This window comes from Pseudomonas sp. OA65 (assembly GCF_017498305.1).
GTDB lineage: Bacteria > Pseudomonadota > Gammaproteobacteria > Pseudomonadales > Pseudomonadaceae > Aquipseudomonas > Aquipseudomonas zanjanensis.
In genome coordinates this window covers 43,279-58,793 of the sequence record NZ_JAGDEZ010000020.1, presented here as the reverse complement: position 1 = coordinate 58,793, position 15,515 = coordinate 43,279, and the positions used below count along the sequence as shown (strand labels likewise).

Below are 15,515 nucleotides of genomic sequence, written 5' to 3'. Positions count from 1 at the left end.
TAGTTTTAACGATGAGTTGATGGTCTTCGTCATTACTTGTCTATTTTGTGGGGCTATTAGCAAAGAAGAACTAAATGTTTGGTGCGCTCAAGCTTTATCGCTGAATAAAGTCCCACCATATTTATATGGCTTGACGGATTTTCATGATGAGATTTTCAAGGTGTATAAGGTAATTGGCTATGTGCCCCATTGGGAACATTCGGGAAAGGGGAGGGAAAGGGGACAGATTTGAATGGCGCTTACTTAACGGCTAACTAACTGATACGCCTGCAAAAAAGAAAAAAGGCTGGCCTTGGTCTACGGTGATAGTTGCGAACACACACCGATCAAGCAAGGACACAGCCCGAGTGAATCGTAGACGCCAAATCGTCCGACATCAACAGCACCGTATGCGCCAGCATGCCACGAACAGCAATGCTCATGCTTTCTTCAAGCTGCTCACCGATCCAGAGCTATTGAATGGTGGAATTTGCATCCGGTGCCGGGTGGAAGTGCTCACCAAGGTGGAGTTCATGCCCCAGCAAGTCCAACTACTACATCATTTCCGCAGAATCCCCCGAGGCTACCATGACCATGTACGAAAATTTAGAAGCCTTCAACGCACTGGGATGCGCGCTATTGGAGCGGCTGACACCTGTTTCTTCTGGTGATGTGAGTGTGATGCGACAGCAGTGGCCAGCGGCTCCCGATGAGTACTTTGCTTTTATGCAGGAGCGGGGGCATGGTGAGATAAAGGAGGACGACTGCGCGCTGCCGCTTTTGACGATTCAACCCACATTGCGTCCTGCGGCAGACTACTTTGGTGATGATGGGTTTTATAAAGACGGGCCCTATGAACCGGGCGCCAAGGGCGAGGTGTTGCTGTTCGGCTGGGATAGCACCGGGACTGCTTTCGGTTTCGATAGCGGAGACAACTGGCGATTGTTGGAAGTCGACAATATGCGTTGGATAACGCGACTTGACTTGTCGTTTTGTCAGTTCGTCGAAGGGCTGTTGGTTTGTTATCCTCAGCGGCCGGTAAGCTTTGCGGATGGAGTTTGGCGCGACTCGGGAGATGTTTCCTACACCGTATCGGTGTAGGCGTAAGAGCCTGCCGAGCCAAAAAATAGTGGATAAAATAGGCGCATTTATCAGGTGCAAAAGCAAGATATTGTCTTGATCTTGAGCGAGCAGGGCTGGACGAGAAAGGGGACGGATTTATTTAATCGCAGTCACTAGCCTCAGATCAGATAGGTTCAATGTTAGAAACTCGATCGATGGAGGACGTCCTGTGATTGTTGTTTTTAATAATGCGCCTAAAGGTGATAACTAATGAGTGAACAGGAACTGTATCAAAAAATTGGCCAGCTTTTGTTAGACGCTGGTCCGTCGGAGGCTCAGAAAATAGTAGTTAGAGCCAGGCTTTTTGCTGAGGGCGATGGAGGAAGTTATGAATTCGATTATTTTGATAAGGCAAACCGCTCAAGCTGGTTTGATCCAGATAGCAAGGCTGTGGGCGATTTGACAGAATTGTTGGTTGAGCTTCGGGGTTGTTATATTGGAAATGGTTTGTGCCAAGCTGGAACAACCTGGTCTTCGTGCACGGTTACCTTGGATGTGGAGAAAATGAAAATTTGCATTGATTACAATTATGATGATTGAGTGGTTTTTGAGCTGAAATGAAGTATTACTTATTGCGGGAAGACGTGCGGTTTCCTGAGCGCTGGTATCTGGGCGATATCAAACATTGCAACAACTGGCTCTTCATCGACCCCCTTCTGAGTACATGGAGCCGTGTACCTACGCCCTTGAGGTACGTGAGGAAGGTGTGAATCTGGATTTTTCCTTGGCTGGATATGCCTCTGTGCCGATCCTGAGCGAAAAAGCCAGGACTGCATTGCATTGATCGTTAGCGAGGAGGTGAAGCTTCGGCTGGAGCGAGCGGAGCTCTCTGGAATGTTATTCGAGGGCGTGAATGGCGAGGGAGAGGTTATCTGCTGATCGTGGCGAGGGCGCTTGCTCCCGCTCGGTTACGCAGCAGCCGTCAAACAAACAGGTCCGCTGCGCGGCCCAGCGGGAGCAAGCTCCCTCGCCACGGGTGTTCGACCAGTCCTCCGGACTTGGTTTCTCCACATGTTCCTCTTAACGGAACGCCATCGCCTGCCGATAACCTGATGAGCCCGGTTGTTTCCTGCGTTCCGGCTCGCAATGTGCGTCACGACACAGCCAGGCCAAGCGGGTGCTGAAATCCCTTGAACGTTGCTGGCTGGTGACTATCATCTGCGCGTCTCGGGGTTGTGACACGGCGTTTCGTTGTTATGCCATTGGGTTATTTTCTTACTTGCCTGGACATCCTCGATGCTGGCGTACCACCAAAAAAGTTTTCTGATCGTCGATGATTTCTCGGATTTCCGCAGTTCGATCCGCTCCATGCTGCGTGAGCTGGGCGTCAAGGACGTGGACACCGCCGACACCGGTGAAGTGGCGCTGCGCATGTGCTCGCAGAAGCGCTATGACTTCATCCTGCAGGACTATCACCTGGGCGACGGGCGCAAGAATGGCCAGCAGGTGCTGGAAGACCTGATGGTCGAAAAATTGATCAGCCATGAAAGTGTTTTCCTCATGGTGACCGCCGAGACCAGCCAGGCGATGGTGCTCAGTGCCCTCGAGCACGAGCCGGATGCGTACCTGACCAAGCCATTCAACCGCTCCGGCCTGGCCCAGCGGCTGGAGCGGCTCGAGCAGCGCAAGACCTTGCTCAAGCCGATCCTGCAAGCCCTCGACCGTGGCAAGCCGATGGAAGTGCTCAATGCCTGCATCGCCCTGTGCAAGCAGGACCCGCGCTACGGGCCGTTGTGCCTGCGTTATCGCGCCGATGCGTTGCGCGACCTGAATCAGAACGAGGCCCTGGAGCGGCTGTACAACTCGATCATCGCGGATCGCCCGTTGCCGTGGGCCTACGCGGGGTTGGGTAAGTTGATGTTCAAGCGCGGCCAGGTGACGCAGGCCAAGGCCGTTTATGAAAAAGCCCTGAAAGTCTTTCCAATGATGCCGGCGTTGTACGACGGCATGGCCGAAGTATTGATGGCCGAAGGCGACACCAAGCAGGCGCAGCACGTGCTGGAAGAGGCGGTGCGCCTGTCGCCGCTGGCGGTGCGCCGCCAATCGTTGCTGGGCAAGCTGGCGATGACCAACGAAGACTTCGACACGGCGTCCCGAGCCTATCGCCAAGCGGTCGGGCAAGGCGCGCAGTCGCGCTTCAAGGACCCGGAAAGCAACCTCGGCCTGGCCCATGCGCTGATCAGCAAGGGCAGCGAAAAAGGCCTCGACACCCGGACGCGGCTGGAGATCAACACGACCCTCAGCGCCGTGGCGAAGGAGAACCTCAACGACCCCGGGTTGCAGGTCCGGGCGCGGTTGATGAAGGCCACCAGCCTGTTGCTCAACGACGCCGAAACCGCCGAAAAGCTCACCGAACAGGCCTTGCAGCGCCTCGATGGCATGGAGCAATTCATGAGTGCCGAGGCCGCGTTGCTGGTGGCCAAGCAGTTGCAAATGCTCGGCCAGACCAGCGCCGGCGAGTCGATGCTCAAGAACTGCGCGGAGATCTACGGTGATGACCCGACGGTGATGCAAGGCATCGCCAAGCTCACCGATGACCCGAACATTCTCAACCAGGGCAATGCCGCCGCCGAGTTGAACCGCGAAGGCGTGCGGGTCTACAAGACTGGTGCATTGCCGGAGGCGCGAGAGCTGTTCCGTCGCGCCCTGAAGATGCAACCGAAGAACATCAGTATTGCCCTGAACATGGCGCAATCGCTGCTGCATGGCACCGACACCACTGTGGAGTCGGAACTGCTGCAGGAGTGCCGCGCCTGCCTGAAACTGGTGGGCATGATGCCCGACACCGATGCGCGTTTTGCGCGTTATCAAAAACTGCGAAGCAAGGCATTTGGCGATGAATGACAGCGAACAGGCACTCGATTTTTCCACGGTGATCGCGTCGACCGTGCATGACATGAAAAACTCCCTGACCTTGCTCATGCAGGCGCATGGGCAATGGCTCGAGCGCTTGCCCGAATCCGAGCGACAGACCTCGGAGCAGGGCGTCATCGAGTTCGAGTTCGCCCATCTCAATGGCCTCATGGTGCAGTTGCTGGGGCTGTACAAACTCGGCGTCAACCAGTTGCCGTTGCACCCGGCCTACCATGAGCTGGATGACTTCATCGAGGCGCAACTGGCTGGCCATCAGGATGTATTCCGCAGCCGTGGGATCATGGCCACCTTCGACGTCGATCCGCTCAGCCCGCTGGGCTTTTTCGATCGCGAGTTGGTGGCCTCGGTGCTCGACAACTGCATCAACAACGCCATTCGCCATGCGCGCCAGGCGCTGTTGATCAGTGTGAGCGACGAAGCCGGGCAACTGGTGCTGACCATCAACGACGACGGCGAGGGTTACCCGCCAGAGATGATCGAGCGTCAGGCCGAGTATGTGCAGGGCATCAACCACAGCAGCGGCAGCACCGGGCTGGGCCTGTATTTCGCCGCACGGATCGCCGGACTGCACCAGCGCGGCGGCGTGAGCGGGCGGACCGAGATTGCCAATGGCGGTGTGTTGGGCGGTGGGGTGTTCCGGCTTTACTTGCCCTGAGCGTGCCCTCCACAAATCCCCTGTCACTACAAATCCCCCCTGTGGGAGCGAGCCTGCTCGCGATGGCGTCGGCTCAGCCAATATTGAGTTGACTGATACACCGCCATCGCGAGCAGGCTCGCTCCCACAATGTATTCCAAGGCTTGTTGTTTATTTTTGCAGGTGCTTGATATTCCGAACAGCCGGAGCCTATTTTGTACGGGTTGCCGTTCGCGGCTCGCACATAACAAGGATTGCGTCATGACAACCGATGGCCAGCGTTCACTCGCGCAGCGACTGACGGGCATTGATGAGATTGAATGTGTCACGCCGGATTTGAATGGCGTGCCGCGGGGCAAGGTGATGACCGCCGAGGGCTTCCTCGAAGGCCGGCGGTTGCAGTTGGCGCGGGGCGTGCTGCTGCAATGCATCATGGGCGGTTATCCGCCGTCGCGTTTCTACGGCAGCGATGATGGCGACCTGGCGCTGGTGGCCGATCCGAAACAGATCCACCGCCTGCCCTGGAGCCAACAGCCCCGTGCCCTGGCGATCTGTGACGCCGACGAACTGACTGGTGAAAGCTCCCGGCTCTCGACACGCGGCCAGCTCAAGGCAGTTGTCGCGCGTTATGCCGCCCTTGGCCTGGCGCCAGTGGTCGCGACCGAGCTGGAATTTTTCGTCTTCGCCCCCAACCCGGACCCGACCCAGCCGTTCCAGCCGCCGCTGGGCTTGGATGGACGTCGCGAAGACGGCCAATCGGCGTTCAGCATCAGTTCCAACAATGGCCTGCGCCCGTTCTTCAGCGAAGTCTATGCCTGCATGGCGGCGCTGGGCTTGCCTCGCGACACCTTCATGCACGAAATGGGCGTGAGCCAGTTCGAGATCAATCTGCTGCACGGCGACCCTTTGTTGCTGGCGGACCAGACCTTCCTGTTCAAGCACCTGCTCAAGGAAGTCGCCCTCAAGCACGGCCTGACCGTGGTCTGCATGGCCAAGCCCCTGGCCCACACGCCGGGCAGCTCGATGCATATCCACCAGAGCGTCGTCGAGGCGGACAGCGGCCGCAACGTGTTCAGCGACGACGCGGGCGAACCGACGGCCGCGTTCCGGCATTTCATCGGCGGGCAACAGGCGTGCCTGGCGGACTTCACCGCGTTGTTCGCGCCGAACGTGAATTCCTACCAGCGCCTGTGCCACCCGTTCGCTTCGCCGAACAATGCTTGCTGGTCCCATGACAACCGTTCGGCCGGGTTGCGGATTCCCGCCAGTTCGCCGGTGGCCCGACGGGTCGAGAACCGCTTGCCCGGGGCCGATGCCAACCCCTACCTGGCGATTGCCGCCAGCCTGGCCGCCGGGCTGTACGGGATCGAACATCGCCTGGAGCCGAGCGCGGCGATCCAGGGCGAATTCGAAGTGCCGGATAATCTGTCGCTGCCATGTACCTTGCATGCCGCCCTGGAGCGTCTGAAGCGTAGTCATCTGGCGAAGGAACTGTTCGGTACGGAGTTCATCGAAGGCTACATCGCCTCCAAGACCCTGGAACTGACCAGTTTCTTTGACGAAATCACGCCCTGGGAGCGGCGTGTTCTCGCGGCCCAGGCCTAATCAACCGTCGCATTCGGGCTATCTTTATCGGATAGCCCTTACTCACCTCAAGGAGCCGCTCGGAACGCCGATGCGCCAAATCTGGAAACCTTTTCGAGCGCTTTATTTCGCCTCGCTGATGATGTTGATCGGCTCGGGCCTCTTGAGTACTTACCTGGCCTTGCGCCTGGCCGCCGACCATGTGGACAGCCTCTGGGTCGGTGCGCTGATGGCCGCCAACTATTTCGGCCTGGTGCTGGGGGGCAAGATCGGTCACCGGCTGATCGCCCGTGTCGGGCACATTCGTGCCTACTCGGCTTGTGCGGGGATTGTCGGGGCAGCGGTGCTGGGCCATGGCCTGGTGGACTGGTTGCCGGCCTGGATCGTGCTGCGGATGATCGTCGGCCTCGGCATGATGTGCCAGTACATGGTCATCGAGAGCTGGCTCAACGAACAGGCCGACGCCAAGCAGCGCGGGGTGGTGTTCAGCGGCTACATGATCGCCTCGTACCTGGGGTTGGTGCTGGGGCAGTTGATCCTGGTCATGCACCCGGCCCTGGGCCTGGAGTTGCTGATGCTGGTGGCGCTGTGTTTCGCCCTGTGCCTGGTGCCGGTGGCGCTGACCCGGCGGATTCACCCGGCGGCGCTGCATCCGGCGCCGATGGAGCCGCGTTTCTTTATAAAACGCGTGCCACAGTCTTTGACCACAGTGTTGGGCTCTGGGCTGATCGTCGGTTCCTTCTACGGTCTGGCGCCGCTGTACGCCTCCCAGCAGGGCCTGAGCACCGAACAGGTCGGCCTGTTCATGGGTAGCTGCATCTTTGCCGGCCTGTTGGTGCAGTGGCCGCTGGGCTGGCTATCGGATCGTTATGACCGGGCACTGTTGATCCGCTGCTTCGCTCTGGCCCTGGCGGTGTGTGCATTGCCGCTGGCCATCCTGTCGAAGGTGCCGCTGGAAATATTGTTCGTCGCGGGGTTCTGCTGTTCGTTGGTGCAGTTTTGCCTGTACCCGCTGGCGGTGGCGTTTTCCAACGACCACGTCGAGGGCGATCGTCGGGTGTCACTCACGGCGATGCTGTTGGTGACCTACGGCGTGGGCGCCAGTATCGGCCCATTGGTGGCCGGCGTGCTGATGAAGCTGTTCGGCAGCCAGATGCTGTATGGCTTCTTCGCGTTGTTTGCGTTGGTGCTCGTGTGGCGGATTCGGCCGAAAGCGGTCACCAATTTGCATCAGGTCGATGATGCGCCGCTGCACCATGTGGCCATGCCGGACAACATGACCAGCTCGCCCTTGGTGGCGTGCCTTGATCCGCGGGTCGACGAGCAGGTCGTGCAGGAGCAGATGCAGACATCGCCCAATCCGGACGGGGAGCCTGAGCCAGCCGCCGAAGCCGCTGCGGAAACCGAAGGGCCCGAGGGCCCGAGTTTTACCCAGGCCAGGCCTTGAAGCAGGCATAAAAAAACGGGCAGTCACCGCAAGGGACTGCCCGTTTTTTATGCTTGAGGATCAGAGGTCGTCTTTGTCGAAGCGGCGGGCTTCGCGCTGGAGCTGGTAGACGAACCGCTCGACTTGCCGTTGCACCAGGCCGCTGATGTTGTGGAAGCGTACGCCGGCGAAGGTGGTGTTGAATCGTTCTTCGAAGTGCAGGTAACGCAGTTCCACGGGGGCAGTCATGTTGCCAAACGGCAGGGCTGCGACGAAGCGCTCGTACACTTGGCCCAATTGCAGTCGCTCGGTGATATCGCCGTCGAAACGCAACTTGCAACCGGTGGCGGAGATGTCCAGCAGCTTGCCGTCTACCGGGGACTTCATCTTGTCGCCGCCCAGTTCAACGCTCACCAGTTGTGCCAGCTTCAAGGCGGCGCGGAAGGCGTTGCGACGTTGATGGTAGACCACTTCGTCGGGCAGGGCGCCGCGGTAGCAGCGACCGTCGTGGGACTCATCGATGGTCAGTGGGCCCTTGCCTTCCCAGGCGATGCGCACGCCGTCATGGAAACCCTCGACGCGAAACGGCTCGCCGGCCAGCAGGAAACGCTCGCCGTCCCGGGGAATCATCTCATCCAGGGCGATGGAATGGGTTTCGCGATCGACATTGACCAGATAGCTCTGGAAGCGCTGGGTACGTTCATGGAAGGTAATGATCAGCGGGTCGTGGCTCTCTTGCAGCATCCGCAGGTTGCCGGAGATTTCCAGGGGCGTGGTGAGGACCTTGGGTGGCTGCGGAGCATCATCCGCGTTTGAGGCATTGAACACGGTGGGTCAATCTCCAGGCAAAATACGACTACGAGTGGCCGGCATTTTGCCAGCATGTTTCGCGCGTTGATAGAGCGAAGGCATAGTTCGTTTCATGCCTGGCTGAGCGGACGATGCTTGACCATTCTGGCCGTCGAACCGCTGGCGTCATACAGTGTCGGGATCTCGCCACCGTTGAGAATGCGCAACTGGTTGGCGGTGGCGGCCTGCTGCATCTGGATCGACTGACCGTTGCGGGCGTTGGTCGCCTGGCACTGGGCGAGCAGGTCGTTGAGCACTTTGCTCTGGGACCGCAACTGATCGCCGATGGTCGACTGACTGGCCAATTGCTCGAGGCCGTCATGATTGGCGGGCAGGTTGAGGCTGGCGAGGATCTCGCTGCGCTTGCGGCCATGCTGGTCGAGCAAGATGATCAGTGCCTGTTTCTGCGCCAGGATGTTTTCCAGCAATGGCATGTCACGACCGTGCAGTGCCACGGATTCGGCCTGCAATAACTCCAGCAATTGTTGCGCTGGTACGAAGTCGTCGATGATCAGTTGCAATAATTGAGTGTCGTGCATGGCTGGCCTTGGGTCTTAGCGTCCAAAAGCCTGGCGCAGGCGGCGGCCTAGCGCTGGGCTTCGAAGTTGAGCAGTTTGCTGGCTACGCGGTTGCTGTCGACTTTGTAGCTGCCATCGGCGATGGCTGCTTTCAACTCGGCCACGCGGGCGTTGTCGACGACAGGTTGATCGCGCAGCTTGTCGGTGAGCTTCTGCAACTGCTGAGCCTCATTGCTGAGGTGTACCGACTCCCCGTTGCTGACTTCGGTTGGCGTGGACAGCGGCGCGGATTTGTCGGTTTCGACGGTTTCCTTGGTGGCGCTGGTACGCGTAGTGCCTGTCAGCGGTGAAGAGCTGTTTAAACGATTGAAATCGATGACCATGGTAAAAACCTCTGGGTATTTGGACGCTTGCCATGTTTTCGGCCATTCCCAAAAAAACTTTAGGCTCATTTATTCAATGAACGTGCGCACGTCTGCGCTTGCCTTTGCATAAGGCACAGTCTAGGGAACACCGGGATCAAGCGCCAGCTTTCTACCTCCTCTACCAGGTCATTACATCGCCACCTCCACTTGGCCTGGGGCAATCACCTGCGCCTTGATGACGCGCTGGGAATTAAGGTTTTTCACCCGTATCTGTTCACGCATGCCGCCGTTGGCCAGGGCCTCGCCGGGCATCCGCACGGCCAGGGAACCACTGCGGGCGGTGATGACCACCTGATCGCCCTTGCGGACCACCTCGGCCTGTTCCAAGTGCACCAGGGTCACGACCTGATCGGCGACCATTGGTCGGACAAGTTTCTGCCCGATGGCTTGATCGACCGAGGTCAGGAAACCCTGCGTGATCTGGCTGATGTCTCGCTCGCGCAACATGACGTCCTGGGGCTCGACGATCCCGGCCCGTTTGAGCGGACGAGTGGTGGTGACAATTTCCCGGAACAGGCGCACTTGAGCGGGCACGAACACTGTCCAGGGCGAGGCGCTGTCGCAACGGACCTTCACCGTGACGCGACCCAGGGGCCGGGCCGGGCTCTCCAGGGAAGCAGTCAATTCTCTGTCACACATGGGCATGCGCAGGCGCGGGTCGAGCTGGTTGACTTCGATTTCGTAACGACCTTCGGTTTGACTGGTTGCCAGATAGTCTTCTACGGTGAATTCAAGAAAGCCCTGAGTGACGCCGATAAGGAGATCAGGCAAGGTAACCGGAACCGCCGCAAGGGCAGGACCGCCCGAGGTGAACAGGCAGGCAGCCAACAGTGCACCGAGCCAGTGGCGGCAGTGAGTGGTCAGGCGTCGAGAAAATGTCGTTTGTGCGTTCATGCCGGTTCAATAGCAAGCCCCGTGCCGTTTAGTGATGAATGCGCGTCGGACACATTAGCGTTAGGTAGGAGTCAGGGCATGGCGGGAGTAATGGATTCGGTAAACCAGCGCACGCAGCTGGTCGGTCAGAATCGCCTGGAGCTGTTGTTGTTCCGTCTCGACGGCCAACAAATGTATGGGATCAACGTGTTCAAGGTCCGCGAGGTGCTGCAATGCCCCAAGCTGACCCTGATGCCCAAATCCAGCCCCGTCGTGTGCGGTGTGGCCAATATCCGGGGTGCGACCATCCCGATTCTCGACCTGGCGATGGCGACCGGTTCCGGTCGGCTGCTGGACCAGAGCAATCCGTTTGTGATCATCACCGAGTACAACACCAAGACCCAGGGTTTCCTGGTGCGCTCGGTGGAACGCATCGTCAACATGAACTGGGAAGAGATCCATCCGCCGCCCAAGGGCACCGGTCGCGACCACTACCTGACGGCGGTAACGCGGGTCGATAACCAGTTGGTGGAAATCATCGACGTGGAGAAAATCCTCGCCGAAGTGGCACCCACGCCGGAAGCGATCTCCGCGGGCGTGGTGGACGCCGAGACCCAGCACAAGGCGATTTCGCTGCGGGTGCTGACCGTCGACGATTCTTCGGTGGCCCGCAAGCAGGTCACTCGTTGCCTGCAAACGGTCGGCGTCGAGGTGGTGGCGTTGAACGACGGGCGACAGGCGCTGGATTACTTGCGCAAGCTGGTCGACGAGGGCAAGAAGCCCGAGGAAGAATTCCTGATGATGATCTCCGACATCGAGATGCCGGAGATGGACGGGTACACCCTGACCTCGGAAATTCGCAGCGACCCGCGTATGCAAAAGCTGCACATCATCTTGCATACTTCGTTGTCGGGTGTTTTCAACCAGGCGATGGTCAAGAAGGTCGGTGCCGACGATTTCCTGGCGAAATTCCGCCCCGATGACCTGGCTTCCCGGGTCGTCGATCGGATCAAGGCAGCAGAATAAAGTAGAGGTCGGGCGCGTTGTGCGCCCGGCAAGTCAACACGATGAAAGAGGCGGTATCTTGTCTACGGGTAATTTGGATTTCGAACAGTTCCGGGTCTTCCTGGAAAAAGCCTGTGGCATCCTGCTTGGTGAAAACAAGCAGTACCTGGTGTCGAGCCGTCTCAATAAATTGATGGAGCAACAGGGCCTCAAGTCATTGGGCGAGCTGGTGCAGCGTATCCAGACCCAGCCGCGCAGCGGCTTGCGCGAGATGGTGGTGGACGCGATGACCACCAACGAAACCCTGTGGTTTCGTGACACCTATCCATTCGAGGTGCTGAAGAACAAAGTTCTGCCGGCGGCCATCAAGGCCAGCCCGGGCCAGCGCCTGCGGATCTGGTCGGCGGCCTGTTCGTCGGGTCAGGAACCCTATTCGTTGTCGATGTCCATCGATGAGTTCGAACGGACCAACCTGGGCCAGTTGAAAGGTGGCGTGCAGATCGTTGCCACCGACCTGTCCGGCACCATGCTCAATAACTGCAAGACCGGTGAATACGACAGCCTGGCCATCGGCCGTGGCCTGTCGCCGGACCGCCTGCAACGCTACTTCGACCCGAAAGGGCCGGGCAAGTGGGTGGTCAAGGCGCCGATCAAGAGCCGGGTGGAGTTCCGTTCGTTCAACCTGCTGGACAGTTACGCGAGCCTGGGCAAGTTCGACATCGTGTTCTGCCGCAACGTGCTGATCTACTTCTCCGCCGAAGTGAAGAAAGACATCCTGCTGCGCATCCACAGCACGCTCAAGCCGGGTGGCTACCTGTTCCTCGGCGCCTCCGAGGCGTTGAACGGTTTGCCGGATCATTACCAGATGGTCCAGTGCAGCCCGGGGATCATCTACCAGGCGAAGTGATTGGTTTGGTTTCAGAAAAAACGGGAGTCCCATGGGGCTCCCTTTTTTGCCCGCTAATTTCCACTTACCACGGTTCCTTGTGGGAGCGAGCCTGCTCGCGAAAGCAATATTCCAGGCGATATCGATGTGGACTGACACACCGCCTTCGCGAGCAGGCTCGCTCCCACAATGGGATGCATGCATGTGGCGAAAGCGGCAGAAAAGCGGCAGCCAGCGGAAGCCGATTGCCGCTTTTCTGGCATTGCCGCTTTGCCGATCCCCGCAAAGCCCCGGTTTACGGGGTTTCTGAAAGTGGCACGACGCTTGCTAAAGCCATCGTACGTACATTCTGGTCACCCAAAGGTTTCCGACATGAGCATCAGCTTCGATAAAGCGCTCGGTATCCACGAACAGGCCCTGAGCTTCCGCGCCCAGCGTGCCGAAGTCCTGGCCAACAACATCGCCAACGCCGATACCCCGAACTACAAGGCCCGCGACCTGGACTTCTCCAAGGTGCTCGCCGAGCAGAACGAGAAGACCAAGAACGGCCACTTCGCCTTGAACATGACCAACAACCGTCATATCGAAGCCGAAGGCGTGGGCAGCGGCGACGAATCGCTGATGTATCGCACGCCGATGCAGCCCTCCATCGACCAGAACACCGTGGACGCTCAACTGGAACAGTCCAACTACGCGGAAAACTCCGTGAACTTCCAGGCCAGCTTCACCCTGCTCAACAGCAAGTTCAAAGGGCTGGTATCGGCCCTGCGCGGAGAATAAGCCATGTCGATCGCCAGCGTATTCAACATTGCCGGCAGTGCCATGAGTGCCCAGACCACTCGCCTGAACACCGTCGCCAGTAACATCGCCAACGCCGAGACCGTTTCGTCGAGCATCGACCAGACCTACCGCGCCCGCCACCCGGTATTCGCCACCATGTTCCAGGGCGGCCAGTCCGGCGGCAGCGACTCGCTGTTCCAGGACCAGGACGCAGCAGGACAGGGCGTGCAGGTGCTCGGCGTGGTCGAAGACCAGAGCAACCTCGAAGCCCGTTACGAGCCAAACCATCCGGCCGCGGACGCCAAGGGTTATGTCTACTACCCGAACGTCAACGTCGTCGAAGAAATGGCCGACATGATTTCCGCCAGTCGTTCGTTCCAGACCAACGTCGAAATGATGAACACCGCCAAAACCATGATGCAGAAGGTCCTGACCCTCGGTCAGTGATAAGGGGCGATTCACATGAGCGTCACTAACACAACCAGCGGTTTGAGCCTTAACGAGATTCTGGCCAACTCCTCGGTCAAGACCAACACCACCACCGATACCCTGGGTACGGTGACCGGCACGGCGACCGGCAAGAAGGAATTGGGCAAGGATGCGTTCCTGCAACTGCTCGTGACCCAGCTGAAAAACCAGAACCCGCTGGAGCCACAGGACAACGGTGAATTCGTTGCCCAACTGGCGCAATTCAGCAGCCTGGAAGGCATCACCACGCTCAACGATACCGTGAGCGGCATCGCCGGCAACTACAACTCGTCCCAGGCGTTGCAGGCTTCTTCGCTGGTCGGTCGGTCGGTGATCGCGCCCGGCGACAAGGCTGTGGTCGACACCTCCAAGAGCCTCAACGGCACGGTGGTGGTACCGACATCGGTGTCCTCCGTCGCCGTCAAGATCGTGGACAAGGACGGCAAGACCGTTCGCACCATCGACTTGGGCAGCCAGAACGCCGGCAATTCCGCGTTCATTTGGGATGGCAAGAACGATGCGGGCACGGTCGTTGAATCGGGCACTTACACCTTCGCGGCCTCGACCACCATCGACGGCAAGGCCACGTCACTGATCACCAACCTGCCGGCCACGGTCAGCAGCGTGACGATCAGCCAGACGGGCGGTGAGCTGATGCTCAACCTGGCCGGGCTGGGCAGCATTGCCCTGTCCAAAGTACAAACTATTGGTATGTAGAGCCGACTAACCGGCAAAAGGAGTCAACATGTCTTTCAACATCGGCCTTAGCGGTCTCTATGCAGCCAACAAACAGCTGGACGTGACCGGCAACAACATCGCCAACGTGGCGACCACCGGTTTCAAATCGTCCCGCGCGGAATTCGAAGACGTCTACTCGGCCACCAAGCTGGGTTCGGGCAGCAAGACCGTCGGCAACGGCGTGCGCCTGGCCAACGTTTCCCAGCAGTTCGGCCAGGGTGACGTGAACAACACCGGCAACGTGCTGGACATGGGCATCCAGGGCCAGGGCTTCTTTGTCCTGAGCAACGACGGTTCCCTGAGCTACACCCGTGCCGGTACCTTCAAGACCGACAAGGAAGGCTTCATCACCAACAGCGATGGCACTGCGCGCTTGCAGGGTTATGGCGTGGATGCCAACGGCAAGATCCAGAACGGTATCCTGACCGACCTGCGCATCGACACCTCGAACCTGCCGCCGACTGCCACCAGCCTGGTCTCCTCGACGATCAACCTGAACTCGACGGCGACGCCGATCACCGCCGCGTTCAACCCGGCCGACACCGCTACCTTCACCAAACAGTTCACCACCCCGGTCTATGACACCCAGGGCAACCAGCACTCAATGGACCAGTACATGGTCAAGACTTCCGGCAACACCTGGAATGTCTATACCTTGATCGATGGTCGTAACCTCAATGGCAGCGCGCCGACCACGACCGGTGCGAACGCGCCGATCCCTTCGACCATGTCCTTTGATTCGAGCGGCCGGTTGACGCAGGTCAGCACGCCGCCAGTGCCGCCTGCCACTACGCCGACCATCAACAGCGATCTGGTATTGACTGGTTGGGTTCCTGGCACCGTGACCAATGGCACATGGACCGCCAACGGCGCTGCCAGCGCGCCGACCATCACGATTTCCATGGGCAACACCACCCAGTTCAACGCCGACACCGCCCGCTCGATCCCAACCCAGAACGGCTACGCCACTGGCCAGATCACTAACCTGACCATCGACGGCAGCGGTGTATTGCTAGCCAACTTCAGCAACAACCAGACCAAGCCGATCGGCCAGCTCGCCCTCGCCAGCTTCACCAACGAGCAGGGCCTGCAACCCGTAGGCGGCACCAGCTGGAAAGAAACCTTCGCCTCGGGTATCCCGGGCTACGATGCGCCACAAACCGGCACCCTGGGTTCGATCGTCTCCAACTCCCTGGAAGAGTCCAACGTCAACCTGACCAACGAATTGGTCGAGCTGATCAAGGCGCAGAGCAACTACCAGGCGAACGCCAAGACCATCTCCACCCAGAGCACCATCATGCAGACCATCATTCAGATGGCTTGATGCCGATGGCTGTTTGAAGGCTGCACAAGA

The 15,515-nt window shown here is 59.0% G+C and carries 16 protein-coding genes; 12 read left to right on the top strand and 4 right to left on the bottom strand.

Features of this window, described 5'->3' with window-relative positions:
- Positions 1–567 precede the first annotated feature (567 nt).
- From J3361_RS17935 to J3361_RS17910, 6 genes are all read left to right on the top strand, one after another.
- On the top strand, positions 568–1,080 hold the full coding sequence (locus J3361_RS17935; RefSeq protein ID WP_207965701.1) for a hypothetical protein: 513 nt from the start codon (positions 568–570) through the stop codon (positions 1,078–1,080).
- Between the two features lie 231 nt (positions 1,081–1,311).
- Positions 1,312–1,641, top strand: coding sequence for a hypothetical protein (locus tag J3361_RS17930; protein WP_207965700.1), 330 nt, complete (start codon positions 1,312–1,314; stop codon positions 1,639–1,641).
- Between the two features lie 696 nt (positions 1,642–2,337).
- On the top strand, positions 2,338–3,945 hold the full coding sequence (locus tag J3361_RS17925) for a tetratricopeptide repeat-containing response regulator (RefSeq protein ID WP_186707053.1): 1,608 nt from the start codon (positions 2,338–2,340) through the stop codon (positions 3,943–3,945).
- Positions 3,938–4,630, top strand: a complete 693-nt coding sequence (locus tag J3361_RS17920; protein WP_186728824.1) for a HAMP domain-containing sensor histidine kinase — start codon at positions 3,938–3,940, stop codon at positions 4,628–4,630. The genes J3361_RS17925 and J3361_RS17920 overlap by 8 nt, the downstream gene beginning before the upstream one ends.
- Before the next feature lie 342 nt (positions 4,631–4,972).
- The gene (locus tag J3361_RS17915) at positions 4,973–6,214 is read left to right on the top strand and encodes a glutamine synthetase family protein (protein ID WP_207965738.1); all 1,242 of its coding nucleotides are present in this window, start codon (positions 4,973–4,975) and stop codon (positions 6,212–6,214) included.
- Positions 6,215–6,284: 70 nt separating this feature from the next.
- On the top strand, positions 6,285–7,640 hold the full coding sequence (locus tag J3361_RS17910) for an MFS transporter (RefSeq protein ID WP_207965699.1): 1,356 nt from the start codon (positions 6,285–6,287) through the stop codon (positions 7,638–7,640).
- Positions 7,641–7,700: 60 nt separating this feature from the next.
- Here J3361_RS17910 and J3361_RS17905 read toward each other — a convergent pair whose 3' ends face one another.
- The 4 genes from J3361_RS17905 to flgA all read right to left on the bottom strand — a co-directional run bounded on the left by J3361_RS17905 (position 7,701) and on the right by flgA (position 10,305).
- Positions 7,701–8,447, bottom strand: coding sequence for a flagellar brake protein (locus J3361_RS17905; protein WP_207965698.1), 747 nt, complete (start codon positions 8,445–8,447; stop codon positions 7,701–7,703).
- A 92-nt stretch (positions 8,448–8,539) separates the two neighbouring features.
- Positions 8,540–9,007 (bottom strand): flagellar protein FlgN, encoded by a 468-nt coding sequence (locus J3361_RS17900; protein WP_207965697.1) that lies wholly within the window; start codon positions 9,005–9,007, stop codon positions 8,540–8,542.
- Between the two features lie 47 nt (positions 9,008–9,054).
- Positions 9,055–9,369 (bottom strand): flagellar biosynthesis anti-sigma factor FlgM, encoded by a 315-nt coding sequence (gene flgM, locus J3361_RS17895; protein ID WP_207965696.1) that lies wholly within the window; start codon positions 9,367–9,369, stop codon positions 9,055–9,057.
- 171 nt (positions 9,370–9,540) lie between these two features.
- Positions 9,541–10,305 (bottom strand): flagellar basal body P-ring formation chaperone FlgA, encoded by a 765-nt coding sequence (gene flgA, locus J3361_RS17890; RefSeq protein WP_207965695.1) that lies wholly within the window; start codon positions 10,303–10,305, stop codon positions 9,541–9,543.
- 78 nt (positions 10,306–10,383) lie between these two features.
- Between flgA and J3361_RS17885 the strand changes: the two genes are divergently transcribed.
- The 6 genes from J3361_RS17885 to flgE all read left to right on the top strand — a co-directional run bounded on the left by J3361_RS17885 (position 10,384) and on the right by flgE (position 15,485).
- The gene (locus tag J3361_RS17885; RefSeq protein ID WP_046062536.1) at positions 10,384–11,310 is read left to right on the top strand and encodes a chemotaxis protein CheV; all 927 of its coding nucleotides are present in this window, start codon (positions 10,384–10,386) and stop codon (positions 11,308–11,310) included.
- A gap of 58 nt (positions 11,311–11,368) precedes the next feature.
- The gene (gene cheR, locus J3361_RS17880; protein ID WP_003178919.1) at positions 11,369–12,196 is read left to right on the top strand and encodes a protein-glutamate O-methyltransferase CheR; all 828 of its coding nucleotides are present in this window, start codon (positions 11,369–11,371) and stop codon (positions 12,194–12,196) included.
- A 351-nt stretch (positions 12,197–12,547) separates the two neighbouring features.
- The gene (flgB, locus tag J3361_RS17875; RefSeq protein WP_186707045.1) at positions 12,548–12,955 is read left to right on the top strand and encodes a flagellar basal body rod protein FlgB; all 408 of its coding nucleotides are present in this window, start codon (positions 12,548–12,550) and stop codon (positions 12,953–12,955) included.
- 3 nt (positions 12,956–12,958) lie between these two features.
- Complete coding sequence (gene flgC / locus J3361_RS17870; protein ID WP_039591882.1) at positions 12,959–13,402, top strand: flagellar basal body rod protein FlgC; 444 nt, start codon at positions 12,959–12,961, stop codon at positions 13,400–13,402.
- Positions 13,403–13,417: 15 nt separating this feature from the next.
- Positions 13,418–14,140 carry a flagellar hook assembly protein FlgD gene (flgD, locus tag J3361_RS17865; RefSeq protein ID WP_207965694.1) on the top strand — a complete coding sequence of 241 codons (723 nt, stop codon included), beginning with the start codon at positions 13,418–13,420 and terminating at the stop codon, positions 14,138–14,140.
- A gap of 28 nt (positions 14,141–14,168) precedes the next feature.
- Entirely contained in the window at positions 14,169–15,485 is a 1,317-nt protein-coding gene (gene flgE / locus J3361_RS17860; protein ID WP_207965693.1) for a flagellar hook protein FlgE, read from the top strand.
- Positions 15,486–15,515: the final 30 nt, after the last annotated feature.